Annotated in this window: 14 protein-coding genes; 9 read left to right on the plus strand and 5 right to left on the minus strand. The window is 56.1% G+C overall.

The genetic code is table 11. The annotated features are described in order from the left end of the window. From ABJ076_RS00800 to ABJ076_RS00815, 4 genes are read right to left on the minus strand one after another with little or no spacing between them, the layout of a single operon-like run. The gene (locus ABJ076_RS00800; RefSeq protein ID WP_348198640.1) at positions 1-1218 is read right to left on the minus strand and encodes a class I SAM-dependent methyltransferase; all 1218 of its coding nucleotides are present in this window, start codon (positions 1216-1218) and stop codon (positions 1-3) included. Beyond that, positions 1182-2021: a phytanoyl-CoA dioxygenase family protein gene (locus tag ABJ076_RS00805; RefSeq protein ID WP_348188331.1), complete on the minus strand. Its 840-nt coding sequence runs from the start codon at positions 2019-2021 to the stop codon at positions 1182-1184. Before ABJ076_RS00805 ends, ABJ076_RS00800 begins: the two co-directional genes overlap by 37 nt. Beyond that, positions 2022-2783 carry a TylF/MycF/NovP-related O-methyltransferase gene (locus ABJ076_RS00810; RefSeq protein WP_348188333.1) on the minus strand — a complete coding sequence of 254 codons (762 nt, stop codon included), beginning with the start codon at positions 2781-2783 and terminating at the stop codon, positions 2022-2024. Then, complete coding sequence (locus ABJ076_RS00815) at positions 2776-3588, minus strand: phytanoyl-CoA dioxygenase family protein (RefSeq protein WP_348188335.1); 813 nt, start codon at positions 3586-3588, stop codon at positions 2776-2778. The genes ABJ076_RS00810 and ABJ076_RS00815 overlap by 8 nt, the downstream gene beginning before the upstream one ends. A gap of 353 nt (positions 3589-3941) precedes the next feature. Between ABJ076_RS00815 and ABJ076_RS00820 the strand changes: the two genes are divergently transcribed. Genes ABJ076_RS00820 through ABJ076_RS00855 form a run of 8 tightly spaced genes read left to right on the plus strand, consistent with a single transcriptional unit; the run spans position 3942 to position 12130 of the window. Continuing rightward, positions 3942-5477, plus strand: coding sequence for a PfkB family carbohydrate kinase (locus tag ABJ076_RS00820; RefSeq protein WP_348188337.1), 1536 nt, complete (start codon positions 3942-3944; stop codon positions 5475-5477). Positions 5478-5533: 56 nt separating this feature from the next. After that, positions 5534-6664 (plus strand): DegT/DnrJ/EryC1/StrS family aminotransferase, encoded by a 1131-nt coding sequence (locus ABJ076_RS00825; RefSeq protein WP_348188339.1) that lies wholly within the window; start codon positions 5534-5536, stop codon positions 6662-6664. Positions 6665-6680: 16 nt separating this feature from the next. Then, entirely contained in the window at positions 6681-7001 is a 321-nt protein-coding gene (locus ABJ076_RS00830) for a hypothetical protein (protein WP_348188341.1), read from the plus strand. A 7-nt stretch (positions 7002-7008) separates the two neighbouring features. Beyond that, positions 7009-7749, plus strand: a complete 741-nt coding sequence (locus ABJ076_RS00835) for a hypothetical protein (protein WP_348188343.1) — start codon at positions 7009-7011, stop codon at positions 7747-7749. Between the two features lie 33 nt (positions 7750-7782). Beyond that, the gene (locus ABJ076_RS00840) at positions 7783-8904 is read left to right on the plus strand and encodes a radical SAM protein (protein WP_348188345.1); all 1122 of its coding nucleotides are present in this window, start codon (positions 7783-7785) and stop codon (positions 8902-8904) included. A gap of 16 nt (positions 8905-8920) precedes the next feature. Continuing rightward, on the plus strand, positions 8921-9889 hold the full coding sequence (locus ABJ076_RS00845) for a thiamine pyrophosphate-dependent dehydrogenase E1 component subunit alpha (protein WP_348188347.1): 969 nt from the start codon (positions 8921-8923) through the stop codon (positions 9887-9889). Then, positions 9876-10982, plus strand: a complete 1107-nt coding sequence (locus ABJ076_RS00850; protein ID WP_348188349.1) for a transketolase C-terminal domain-containing protein — start codon at positions 9876-9878, stop codon at positions 10980-10982. The genes ABJ076_RS00845 and ABJ076_RS00850 overlap by 14 nt, the downstream gene beginning before the upstream one ends. Further along, on the plus strand, positions 10982-12130 hold the full coding sequence (locus tag ABJ076_RS00855) for a DegT/DnrJ/EryC1/StrS family aminotransferase (RefSeq protein WP_348188351.1): 1149 nt from the start codon (positions 10982-10984) through the stop codon (positions 12128-12130). Before ABJ076_RS00850 ends, ABJ076_RS00855 begins: the two co-directional genes overlap by 1 nt. Positions 12131-12135: 5 nt before the next feature. Here the strand turns inward: ABJ076_RS00855 and ABJ076_RS00860 are convergent, their stop codons facing one another. Continuing rightward, positions 12136-13116, minus strand: coding sequence for a lysylphosphatidylglycerol synthase transmembrane domain-containing protein (locus ABJ076_RS00860; RefSeq protein ID WP_348188353.1), 981 nt, complete (start codon positions 13114-13116; stop codon positions 12136-12138). Between the two features lie 245 nt (positions 13117-13361). Between ABJ076_RS00860 and ABJ076_RS00865 the strand changes: the two genes are divergently transcribed. Further along, the gene (locus ABJ076_RS00865) at positions 13362-14069 is read left to right on the plus strand and encodes a GNAT family N-acetyltransferase (RefSeq protein WP_348188355.1); all 708 of its coding nucleotides are present in this window, start codon (positions 13362-13364) and stop codon (positions 14067-14069) included. Positions 14070-14071 lie beyond the last annotated feature (2 nt).

Below are 14071 nucleotides of genomic sequence, written 5' to 3' on the forward strand. Positions count from 1 at the left end.
CTATACCGATGCCTTGGCATCATCCGCGCCGATCTTCGTAAATGTTTCCGGGAAGTCGTCTGGAATAGCCACAGTCTCAAATCCCGTAAGCCTCTCGCTAATCTGGGCAGCAAGAGCCGGAACAAGTGGGATATAGACCGATGATGGTCTTTGCGCGTCTGCCGGAGCTAGGATAGGTCTATCAAAGAACGTACTGCCGACCCGCGAGCGATCTTCGTCGAGATAAAAATCGACCTTGCGCTCAAGATTGGATGAGGCCCATGCCGCCGCGATGGACGTGCCAAATAGCCCGAACCCGCCATCGCCGAAAGTTTCCATCGACTTCTTGACCGTTCCAAGCCAGTCCAGCGCTGCATGGAGACCGCGAACAGTCGCACCGACATCAACAGATGGTGCCTGCCAAGTTCCTGTCCCCGGGCGGGCCACAACTGTTATCTCGCGCTTCAATACATCCACCCGCAAAGCTTCGATGTCATAGCCCGCGCTTGCAACTACAGAGGCAATACTCGTCTGGGTGAAATGGCTGCTATGATCCGCGATCATCAGATCAAACGGGTTGTGAGGAAAATACGGGACCTGAATGAACAAGCGTCCTTTGGTCGGATCGAGCAGCCTGCGAATCTCACGAATGGCTTTCGCCGGTGACGGAATATGTTCGAACACATGAATAAGCGTAACGAGATCGAAGCTCTTGTCGATATCATCAAGTCGCTCATAGATGTTTTCGACCTTCTCGATCCCAGAAAGAGCATCAAAGTCTTTGATGTTCGGGTCATATCCGCTGAGCCGCCAGTCCGACAACTCCTGCGCGAAGGCCCGCAGTGTGGAGCCCGTGCCGCATCCGAAATCTAGCAGACGACCACCGCCGTCCAATTTCAATTCTCTGCGCATCCAATCAATTAGGTGGACAGATCTTGAGCTGAGACCAGACTCTCCCGCGATCAGTTGTTCCACTCCTGACCGGGACTGATGATAGAGCACATAGCCTTCATAGATCCTATCCGCTTCACGCGACCACTCATCCGTGATTGGCTTCTGAACCAGACCGCATGCGCTGCAAATCGCTAACGCGCCGCCCTTCGCCCAACCACGGCAATCCGACGTGACCCGGCACCAATCGGAATAACCCTCAACTGTTTCAAGCTTATTGGAACCGCAATGGTGACAAGCAACTGAGGTCATTAAGGTTTTTCTTTCTGATAGACGACAGGAAAACATTGGTTGGTCACGAGTTCCCCCGGGGCTTCACAAATCTGCCGCACAAAGGTCGCCGACTTCCCGCTCTCCGGAGCATAACGGCTTGGCTGCGTCAGAAACCGGAGGGACATCCCCCGCCGATCACTGATGAGCGACCTGTTCGGGGGACTGCAGTGCATTGTGTACCCATTGAAGAACACGACATCACCAGGCTGCATGTCGACACGACGAATCTCCAGGCCGAGGGCCGATGGATCGGACAACGCCTCTGTCCCGGCGCCGCTGTCAGTTAAGCGCTCTCCGGTCTTCACGTTAACCGAGCCAACATCCTTGTAGACTTGGGAGCCGACAGCAAACTGCAATGCTCCGGTTTCCTCGTTACACGTATCGAGCGCGATCCACGCCGAGATATGATCTACAGGATCAACGGGATAGAACGAAGCATCGTTATGCCAAGCAAAAGCTTCCCCAATCCCGGCCGGTTTGCTGAAAACAACTGCTTCCATCAGTTGAAGGTAGTCCGACTTCGATAACTCAGAACAAAGACCCAGAAGCTGGGTCCTATCAAATACCGATTGGCAATAAGGTGCAGCGCTCAACGGAAAAATACTGCGGTTGCCGTCCGGGCGATGTCGCCAACAAACCAGCATGGGCTCGTTCGTAGGGACGGTCTCCTCTACCGGCGCATCGAACAGCACCTCCAGCTCGGCCTGCACATCTCGCGTAAGTTTGGGCGAAAGCAGCCTCTCAACGTGAACAAAGCCGTCTTCGCGAAATTTCTCGACAACTCCTCCGGCGATCAATTTTTGAGTCACCGTATTCATTCAGGTTTTAACCAAGTACGCTGCCGGAGCATTGGTCCAGGTCAGTGTTTTGAGTTGAGCTCCCGGTAAGTCATCCAGAAATTCATCTACGGCTTTTGTCTCTCCTGGCCATTCTTTAATTGCATATTCATCAAACATAATAATGCCACCGCGGCTCAGCCGGTCCCAGATAGGCTTTAGTGCAGCCTTTGTCGGAGCGTACATATCGCAATCAAAGTGTATTAAAGAAAACCGCACGCCGGGAAACTCGTCCAAAAATGCTGGGACCGTTTCCGAGATGTCTCCTTCGATGAGCTTTATTCTTGGTTTTTGCGGAATAAACCGGTCTGCATCGAAAATCTCAATTGCAGCCAAAAGCTCTTCCTTGAAGTGCGCAGGTGAATAGCCTCCGACCTTGCGCTGCATAGTCGGATCTTCGCCACCATCTTGCTCGTCAACAGAAACAAAGCCCTCCCAGTTGTCGAACCCATAGATAGTCTTGGTGCGGTTCCCAATCGCGTAGGCTTCCAACAGATTTGCCCATGTCATCAGGTCAAAACCCCGGAAAACTCCAAGCTCCGCTATGTCTCCCGGAACCTCAAGAGTCATCTTGAACAGATCAATATGGGCGAAGAATCGCTTCAGCAACTGCCGCCTGGCCAGCACAGGAAAATGTTTGACGGCATCGAGAGGAGATACATCGAACCGTTCGGTGTGCTCTCCCAAAAGCCGCTCTACATCCTCATCAGTCTTGTGCTTAACAAAGCCGTCGAAATTAGACATGACGCTCACCCGTCAATGGTTCAAAAATTTTCTTTTCCTGCAAATCCAGGTAGTGCTTAGTCGTTGAGTCCCGGTCACCAAACACTCGAAGATCGGCGCTCAGCCGTACATATCCTGATAAATTTAAAGCCGATTCATGGACAAGATCTCTGTGCAAGAGAAGCGCACTTCCTTTGGTGACTGTCGCCAAAACTCCGTCACCCAAGTCACTTCGTATCGGTGCGAACCACAAATCGTTTTCCAACCGCGCACTTTCGTCTATTTCGGGATTGCGAGCGACGTCATGACTTTTGGGAAACACCCGGACACCGCCCATATTTTCCGAGAAAGCCTCGATCGGCACCCAAACAGTCACGAAATTCGACATATGACCGTTATACTGACGATCAACATGGCGCGGAACCGCTGCCAGGGTTGAACTCGGCGCCACATGCCTCGGAGACGGAAACATATGCAGGTAGAGACGCTCCGCGACAAGAATACGCTTCAGCACGGAAGTCAAACGCTCGCCCCCAAGGAGCTCCCAAAGAGCCGGGTGAGCCTTGATATTCCGGGGAAAGTTGCCGGAGACAAGCGCCTTGAGCTCACTAAACTCACTTGCGTCAATGTCGGCAGGCGGCTTTGCTAAAAAACTCTCAACATTACCGACCCCAACCCCTCTCTCACGAAGAATCTTACCGATCTCGGCGCTTGATGACGACAAGAGCGTCTTGACAGACCCAAGCGATGGTAACGGGATGCAATCGTCAAGAATCAAATATCCCTCACGATGGAATTTTTCAGCCAAGTGCGCTGTTGAATCCATAGGTCCTTCCGTGAAGAAAATTTTATCTAGCCTGCGTACTAAGTACTTAAGCAGCAATAAACTGTGGAACAACTTTGCGCATAATACGATTAATTTAATTGTCGCAATCTAACAGGCTGTCGATGTTCGCGTATAACCTGATCTGAGATTACGGCTTCGACCGGACCATGCCCCCTCCCTAATATTTCCCGCTCAACGCCCCGTTGAAACAACCTGAATCAAAGGCCGAAAGCCGGTCTACGCCACGGTGCGCCTCAAGGCTGAGAGTAAACGCTTCAATTAGATTTTGTTTTCCCGGCACGCGATGAAACTGTGATACGCTTTGCGTGTTTTTAAACAGTTGAATCAATCGGATGCAGGCATCAGCGAGAGACAAGATCAAACCCGTCTCAGAACTCTCTGAGATAGCGCAAAAAATTCGGTCTTCAGGTGAAAAGATCGCTCATGCTCACGGCACCTTCGATCTGCTGCATATGGGGCATGTCCGGCACCTCGAGCAGGCGCGCCGGGAAGGCGATGTGCTGTTCGTGACCGTGACCGCCGACGAGCATGTTCACAAGGGGCCTGGACGGCCCGTTTTTGCCGATCAACTCCGTGCCGAAATGCTCGCCGCACTCGAATATGTCAGCTGGGTCGGGATCAATCACGACGCATCGGCGGAGCAGGTGATCCACGCGATCAAGCCGGACGCCTATATCAAAGGCTCCGACTATGTAGATGCTGAGCAGGATGTCACTGGCAAGATTGTTGACGAGCGCAACGCCGTCGAAAGCCATGGCGGCAAAATTGTTTTCACCAGCGACATCACCTTCAGCTCCAGCGAGTTGATCAACCGGCATGTCGATGTCTTTGAACCGGAAGTCCGGGACTATCTGGACCAGGTCCGTAACCGGGTCGGTCTGCGACAATTGCTGGATTTGGTCGACAGCATCAAAGACATGAAGGTCCTTTTGATCGGTGACACGATCCTGGATGAATACCAATACGTCTCGCCCTCGGGTCAGCCGTCCAAAGAAAACATTATGTCCACCCGTTATCAGGACATCGAGATTTTCGCGGGCGGCGTTATCGCGGCGGCGAACCATGTCGCAAGCTTCTGCAAACAGGTCGATATCATCACGTGCCTTGGCGAGGACGATCCGCGGGAAAATTTCGTCAATAAGCAGTCGCGCGAGAATGTGAATATCATTCCCGTCTACAGGCCAAATGCACCGACCACCCGGAAGGTCAGGTTCGTCGACAATAGCTATCTGCGGAAACTCTTCGAGGTGCAATTCATCGAGGACTCGCCTCTGCCTCCGGAACCGTTGGCCGATCTTCACGCCAAGATCGCCGAGCTCGCCCCGGGGTACGATGTCGTCATGGCGGCAGATTTCGGCCACGGGTTGATCTCCGGCGCCACCGTGGATCTGATTTGTGAGACCGCCCCATTCCTTGCCGTCAACGCACAGACCAACAGTGCCAATCGTGGCTACAATCTGATCACCAAGTATCCCCGCGCGGATTATCTCTGCATCGACTCGCCCGAAGCACGGCTCGCGGTCGGCGACCGGTTCAGCGATCTCGGGGAGATTGCCCAAAAGATACTGCCGAAGCAGATTGATTGCCCCCGCATGATCCTGACCCATGGCCGTCACGGATGTGTCGCCTACGACGCGGGGAGTCCGATAACCCAGATCCCCGCTTTCACCCGCCGGGTAGTCGATACGATGGGTGCTGGCGACGCTTTTTTCTCAATCACCTCACCTCTGGCCAAGGTTGGAACGGATATTGCTAGTATCGGGCTGATCGGGAATATCGCCGGTGCCATAAAGGTTGGCATCGTCGGACACCGTGACTCGGTCGACAAGATCAGTGTGGTCAAGGCTTTAACCGCGCTTTTGAAGTAACAGCGCCACGATGGGGCAGGATAGCTAGCAGGTGAAGTTGGCACGGACAGGAAAATATGACCAATACGAGCGTGACACAGTCTCCGATACCCTATGTCGATATAGGCACCCAGTTCGCCCAGGAACGCGACGATTTGATGCCGATCATCGAAGAAGTTCTCGCCAGCGGCATGTATGTCGGGGGACCGTGGAACGATAAACTGGAAGTCGCTCTGGCGGAGCGCTGCGGTACGAAACACGCGGTTGCCGTGAATTCCGGAACGGATGCGCTCATCCTCTCTCTCGCCGCGCTCGGAATTCGTGCGGGCGATGAAGTGATCACGCCGCCCAACTCATTCATTGCCTCTGCTGCAGTGATCTCCCATCTCGGCGCAATACCGGTTTTTGCCGATGTGCTTCCCGACCAAAATATCGACCCGGTGGAAATCGAGAAAAAGATCACGCCAAAAACCAAGGCAATCATGCCCGTGCATCTGACCGGACGGATCGCCGACATGGGACCAATCCGGGAAATCGCAGAGCGGCACGGGCTCGCCGTCGTCGAAGATGCAGCACAGTCCATCGGCTCGCTCTATGACGGCAAACCGAGCGGCGCGCTTAGCGACGTAGGCTGCTTCTCTGCCCATCCGCTGAAAAACCTGAATGCCTGCGGCGATGCCGGCTTCCTGACCACCGACAGGGACGATATCGCCGAGTTTGCCCGTCTCTACCGCAATCACGGGCTGATCGATCGCAACACAGTCGTTCGGTTCGGCTCAGTTTCGCGTATGGACCACATCCAGGCCGCCATTCTTTATTACCGGCTCGGAAAGATGGACGACCTGATCGAGCGGCGCCGTAGCAATGCAGCGCTCTATAGAAACTTACTCGACCCAGCGCTTGCCTTCTCCCCGCCGTGCCGGGATATCGAATTCAACAGTTTCCATATCTTCGTCATCCAGGTTGATCATCGAGATGCGTTGCAAGAGCATCTTTCCAGCCTCGGGATCGGCACAGCGGTTCATTATCCGGTGCCAATCCATCTGCAACCGGCGGCGGCCTATCTGGGGCACAAGGCCGGGGATTTCCCGGTAACCGAATTGCAGTCGGAGCGGATTCTCACCTTGCCAATCCACCAGAACCTGACCGAAGACGAAATCCGCCGAGTGGCGGGCGCGGTCAACGCCTTCCTTGCAGCGGCAGCGTAACGCCGGAGAAAGACAGATGAGCGAGCAAGCAATTAATTACGAACAGCTTGTCGAGTCTTACGAGAACCGACTGCTGAACCAGTTGCGCAGCCACGGCGTGGATCTGGATTTTCTGGAGATGTGGGTTCCGGACGAGGACACGGTCTCAAGTGTCCTGAACATGGTCGAGGCCGCCGGTGCGTTCGGCGTTGAGAGTTTCACCATCCGGGTCAATCGCACGACTTTACCAGCAGCTCGAACCGACGACCTAAAGAGCGCACTCGCCCCGATCTGCGATGTCGAAGTCGACGAATATGAGGATCATTGTCTTGTCCAGATCAGCAGCATTACCGCGTGAGACGGATGTGAGCGTACGCTCCGACATTCCGCAGGCCTTCGCCGGGCCGATAGAAGACCGGCTCCGGCGTTTGACTCATCTTGGCAGGGCATCCGCGTCGGACAGTGCGAAAATCTCCGTCAACGCCGATGGCATGGAGCTGACGGTTGTTCTAGACGGCGAGACCGAGACCATCTCAGATGCTTGCTTTGAGGCGCCGGCCGATGCTCCTGAAGCTGCTGTACTGGATTTACTCTGCGATCATGCCATCGGCGCCCCGGTGCGCGAAATGGCCGAGCACGGCTTGATCTATGCGCTGCAGGCGCTCAGAAACCCTGACATGCCGGCACCGGTTTCCGGAATTCTCACCCCGCGCAATGCAGCAGCCTGCTTCGCAACGCCTTTGCGCCTCGTATCTGCCATCCGGCGCGAGATCGAGGCCAAATCCGGACGCCATACCGATACAAATTTCTTCGACCAGCCTTACAGCGAGGCCTGGAGAAAACTCGACAAGACGGGCAAGCGTGATCTTGTTCTGCCCCATATCACTGTTTTCAAGGCAGACAACGGACTTTCGGACAGTGCCTTTGAACTGGTCGAGATCGACCAATATGATCGTCTGTTCCTCGCTTTCACCGACGAGATTGCAGCGTGGCACAAGCCCGTGCTGCTGATGAGACTTGAACGCTGGCTTCGCGAGCAGACCGGCGAACGCATTGAACTCTTCACCGAGGTGGTGAAGGACGCGAACCGTATCCGGCGCCTCTGAAAAACCGGGACCAACAGTCCAAGGAACGAAGCCATGACCGGAATGACTGATCACGTCGAACTGATTCTTGATGGCACCAAAATCGCCTGGCATCAGGACCGCGTCAACGCCTGGGAGCGTGGCGAACGCATCGCCCCGATCACCATCGACATGTCGCTGACACGTGCCTGCAATTTCGCCTGTCACTTCTGCTACGCGATGTTGCAGGAAAATGAGCGCAAGGTGATCGACAAGAAGGCAATCTTCGAATTCCTTGAGGATTGTGCCGAGATCGGCGTCAAGGGCATCAGCCTGGTTTCAGACGGCGAGAGCACGATCTCACCTGTCTTTGTTGATGCCTGCAAATATGGCCACGAACTCGGCCTTTCGATGGCCGTCGGCACAAACGGCTTCGTGCTGAACCGGCGCAAACTGGAAGAGGTCTTGCCGTCCCTCACCTATCTCCGCGTCAACATTTCGGCCGGCGAGCGCAAGCGTTATGCCGAAATCATGGGCGTGAAGGAGCACTGGTTCGACCGGGTCGCGGAAAACATCAAAGCCATGGGCGAAATCAAGCGGGAGCAAAATCTCGATGTAACCATCGGTATGCAGATGGTGCTGATGCCGGAGTATCATGATCAGATCATGCCTCTTGCCCAACTCGGCAAGGAGTTGAGGCCGGACTATCTGGTCATCAAGCATTGCAGCGACGACGAGGACGGGTCTCTCGGCGTCGATTACAGCGGCTATGCCAGCCTCTATGAGACCCTGCACGCAGCCGAAGCGCTTTCGGATGAGACCTATAAAGTGCAGGTCAAATGGTCGAAGATCGAGACCGAAGGCACACGCAGCTACCAGCGTTGCTACGGAGCGCCCTTCATGCTGCAGATGTCCGGCTCCGGCCTGGTCGCGCCCTGCGGCATGCTGTTCAACGAGCGCTACAAGAAGTTCCACATCGGCAACATCACCGAGGAACGGTTCCGCGACATCTTCTACAGCGACCGCTACTGGGAAGTGATGAACTACCTCGCCAGCCCGGATTTCAACGCCCAGAAGATGTGCGGCAGCCTGTGTCTCCAGCACAAGGTTAACGAGTTCCTCGACGGCTACCAGAAGGGCGATTTCGAGTTGCCGGAAATGAAGGGCGAACAGCCCATGCATATCAACTTCATCTGACGCCGGAGCTGGAAATATGACCGACACCGGGAACGATTACAGGCTGCGCTGCCTGAAACAGATGCTGCGGATCCGTCTGGTCGAGGAGACCATCGCGGAACGCTATGCCGAACAGGAAATGCGCTGCCCGGTGCATCTTTCCATCGGCCAGGAAGCCTCCGCCGTCGGCGTCTGCGATGCCCTACGATCCGATGACCGGCTCTTCAGCAGCCATCGCTCCCACGCGCACTATCTTGCCAAGGGCGGGAATCTGAACGCCATGATGGCCGAGATCTACGGCAAACGGGATGGCTGCATCGGTGGCCGTGGCGGCTCCATGCATCTGATGGACCCGGATGTCGGCATGATGGCCAGCATCCCCATCGTCGCAAGCTCGATCCCTCTAGCAACCGGCACAGCACTGTCTGACAAGTTCGACAACAACGGGAAGGTCACGATCTCCTTCCTCGGGGACGCCTGCCTTGAGGAAGGCGTGTTCCACGAATCCGCCAATTTCGCCAAGCTGCGCGGCCTGCCGATCGTCTATGTCTGCGAGAACAACCTCTATTCGGTCTATACCAACCTGGCCGACAGACAGCCAGACCGCCCACTGACGAGCATCCCCGCCGCGCACGATATCGAGCATCGCCATATCGACGGCAATGACCTAGAGGCTGTCCGGGAGGCCGCACTCTGGGCCGTAGAGGCCGCGCGCTCCGGGAACCCTACATTCCTGCAACTCGACACCTACCGGTGGCGGGAACATTGCGGACCGAACTACGACAATCATATTGGCTACCGAACCGAAGAAGAGTTTCAGACCTGGCGCCTTCAAGATCCTCTTGAACGCTATCGCAAGGTACTTGAACAGAATGGGACGCTTGGCGCCGGAGTCTTCGAGAAACTTGAACAAGATACTCAGACCGAAGTGAACGAGGCGTTTGCTTTCGCCATCAATTCCCCACTGCCGGAACCGACCGAGGCCCTTGCCCATGTCTATGCCTGACACAACCAGTGCGCCGGACGCGCCGGTGATAAACATGGGCACCGCCATCCGTGATGGCCTGCTTGAAGCGGCACGCCATGATCCGTCGGTCATCTTCTTCGGCGAAGGGGTCGAGGATCCGGCCGCTCTTTTCGGCACACTTAAGGATATCGGCAAACATATAGGCCACGACCGGATGATCGAAATGCCGATCGCCGAGAACGGGCTGATTGGCGTCGCCATCGGGGCCGCCATGGCGGGCAAGCGCCCGGTGGTAAGCCTGCAGCGCGTCGAATTCGCCCTGCTCGCGCTGGAGCAGATCCTGAACAATGCAGCCAAGACCCGCTATGTCAGCAACGGGCGCCACAGCGTGCCTCTTGTACTGCGCATGATTGTCGGGCGCGGCTGGGGTCAGGGACCGGAACATTCACAAAGCATGGAAGCGATCTTCGCCCATGTACCCGGCCTGAAAGTCATCATGCCGGCCTTTGCCGAGGACGCGAAAGGCATGATCGCCGCCGCCGTCGTGGACGACAATCCAGTGATCGTGATCGAGCATCGCTGGTCTCATTATACAACAAGCCCTGTCGCGGAAGGCTATATCCACCGCCCGCTCGACGGCCCTCGCACCGTGCGCGAGGGCGACGGGCTGACCATCGTTGCCACCTCCTACATGACGCTGGAAGCCGTCCGCGCCGCCGATAAGCTGGCAGAAGCCGGATACCCGGTCGAAGTGCTAGACCTGCGCGTCATCCGCCCGCTCAATCTCGATCCTATTGTCGAAAGCGTAGCCCGTACCGGGCGACTGCTAACCGTCGATACCGGGTTCCGGATGTTCGGTATCGGCGCCGAGATCGCTTCCGAGGTGACAAGCCGCTGTTTCGACCTGCTGGAAGCAGCACCCGTTCGCCTCGGCCTGCCGGATCACCCCACACCGAGCTCGCGGGGGCTGGTCAAGGGATTCTACCCAGATGCCGCCAGGATCGCCCGCACTGCGGCCGAAATGATGGGGCTGGACGATGCCAGGATCTCTGCCATCGAGGAAGGCATCCTGGCCGACCGCAAAGACCTCCCGCTTGACGTGCCTGATCCTTTCTTCAAGGGGCCATTCTGATGACCTCTGAGGCGGGCGGGGCCGCTAACCAACTCATGCAGGTCCGTTACTCTCCCCTGGAACAGCAGTTCGCCGACGTCGACGAGATCTTCGACGAGTTGCGCACGCTGGTCCGCTCCACCGATTTCACCCTCGGCAAAGTCGTCGGTGAGTTCGAGGAGATGTTCGCGGCGGCCGCTGGGTCGAAATACGCCATTGGTGTCGGCTCCGGCACGGACGCCCTCAAGATCCCGTTGAAGGCGCTCGGCATCGGGTCCGGCGACGAGGTCATCACCGCCGCCAATACTTTCTACGCCACCGCAGGTGCCATCGCCGAGACCGGTGCACGGATCGTTTTTATCGATTGCGACGACACGTTCGGGATCGACCCTGACCAGATCGAGGCTGCGATCACGCCGCGCACCAAAGCGATCATGCCCGTTCATCTGGCAGGTGACATGGCAAACATGACCAGAATCACGGAGATTGCCGAAAAGTACGGCCTGCCGGTCGTTGAGGATGCCTGCCAGAGCCTGCTTGCTACCGAAGCCGGACGTCCGGCTGGGACCTGGGGCATCGCTGGCGGGTTCTCCATGCATCCTCTAAAGATCATCAATGTCTGGGGTGACGCCGGTGTCATCGTCACCGACGACCCCGAGATGGACCGGATGTGCCGGCTCTTACGAAATCACGGTCTGCGCAATCGCGATGAGATGGAAATCCTTGGCTACAATACACGCCTCGATTCCGTGCAGGCGGTGGTTGGCAAATGGATTGTCGCTCGGGTTGAGGATATCGTCAGCGGCAGGATAAAGGCAGCCGAGCGCTACGATGCGGCCTTCGCAGATATTCCTGAGATCACGCTTCCGATCCGGCGCGCCACAAAAGGCCCGGAAGAACGCTCAGTCTATCTGAACTATGTGGTTTATGTCGAACGGCGGGATGAATTACTGGCCCATTGTCACGCACACCGGGTCGACGCGAAGGTGCATTACCCGATCCCGCTCTACAAACAAGATGCCCTGCGTCATCTCGGCTATCCGGACGGAGCATTTCCAGTGACTGATCGGCATGCGGAAACGATCATCAGCTTCCCGGCGGACCAGCATCTTTCAACGGCTGAGCTGGATTACCTTATCGGTGTGGTTCGGAATTTTTACGGACGCTGAATTGTTTATGAGCGTTCGCTGACCGGGCCGCCCGCGACTTCGCTCAATTTCTCGGAGCGTTCCGAAATTGGGCGGCTCAACACCCAAAGCAAACCACCCAGGCCCGCCGCCACCATGACTGACAGTCCCCAGAGGATAGAGGCTGCGAGCGCATGTTCCAGTGGCATACCGGTCATCGCGAAGATACCAACCATGAGACCTTCCCGCACGCCCCAGCCACCGACAGAGATCGGCAGCAAAGTGCCGAGAATCACCAGAGGTAAAGCGCCAAGCACCATCAGAAAATCGACTCCGACCGAAATCGACTGGAACACGACCCAAAGCCCGAACGCACTGATGACGTGTAGTAGGTAGCTGAGGCCGATAATGATGGCGGATCGATATCCTGCTCGCCAGAGCAAACGGGAATCCCTGAGCATGGCGGCCAAAGGCCGCCCGAACCGATGATCTTCGATCATGGCGGCGAGGCAATCTGCGCAGGAAAGCCCAAGGGCAAGTAGCGTAATCGCTCCGCCGACAACAAGGATCGCTACGGTACTGATCTTAGCATCAGGTGCGACCTTCGCGACTGTCACGCTGGTCACAACCAGAAGCGTCAGAATAGAGACAAGCCCGGCAGTTCGGTCAAGAAGTACCGTGCTTGCTGCGCGAGACATAGGCAGGCCGTGCCGGCTGACAAGCCAGATGCGCACAGTATCGGCACTGAGAGAGCCAGGAAGTGCCTGATTGAAGAACATTCCCGCCAACAGAATTCGGAATGTCTGCCAAGGAGACAGAGGCACCCCGGTGCCCCGGATGAGCAGAAACCAGCGACAGGCACCGACAAAGAACTGAAGGATGACGACTCCGACAACGCAGGCCAGCAACGGAAGAGACGGCGACCGCGCTGCGGAAATCAGGCGTGAAAGATCGACCTGATAGATAAGGGAGCCAATCAGGAGACAACTGACAGCAAGTTTCAGGAACAGTTTCGCTTTTGCCGTCAACTGGATACGCCTACTCCAAGCTTTACATACGGGCAGCCAGGAAAAATCTACATGCGCCCACACGATGCCCGGCAAGCTATACGCCCTACTTGGTATGATCCACGGAAATTAAAAAGGTAATGCCCGCAATATTGATCACAATTATATTTTCATAATCCGATCAAACAATCGCTACCGTTACGCGGTTGGGCCGTGCAATCTTTTTGCAGCAATGATTTCGGGCGTTTGCTACAGGAACAGTCACGATGGCAAGTCAGGTGAAACAAGCTTTCGACACCTCCATACTCGGGGGGCCTGTCTATCGCCTGGAAATCACCAGCGAGTCCGAACTCTCTGACATACGAGCTTTAGTGCCGGACGATGCGATTCTGGTATCCGCTAGACTGCCAGTGGCTTGGTCCAAGCCGGCGGAGGAAAGCGGTTTCCGGGAAATCGAGACACTCGTACAGCTCAAACGAGATTTCGTCGAAGACGATCGCCAGCCCTCTGCCCCCAATATCAGGCCTTCAAATCCCAAAGACGGAGACTTTTGCTCTGTTATCGCTGAAGCCGTTTTCCGCTCTGACAGGTATCACGCCGACCCGATGGTCTCGGAGAAGGTCGCAAGCCGGGTCAAGGCCGCATGGGCTCAAAACGAAGTCAATGGACGAACGGACAGGACCTTCATCTGGGAAGAAAGCGGGGGAATTGCGGGCTTCAACGGGTGCCTCCTTCAAAACCGCATAATGACCGTCGACCTGATCGCTGTTTCGCAGGCCCATCAGGGACGGGGTATTGGCGCTGCACTCATAAAGGCAGCGTTTTCCCATTATGCCGGTTTAGCTGATTGCGCCCTTATTGCGACCCAGGACAGCAATACCGGAGCACTTGCGCTATATCGTAAGCTTGGTTTTGTTGAGACTGCCCGTTTCCGGACGTTCCACTATGTGCCAGCGCCGATTGGTTTGCATTAAGC

This window comes from Nisaea sp., assembly GCF_039990255.1.
Classification (GTDB): Bacteria; Pseudomonadota; Alphaproteobacteria; order Thalassobaculales; family Thalassobaculaceae; genus Nisaea.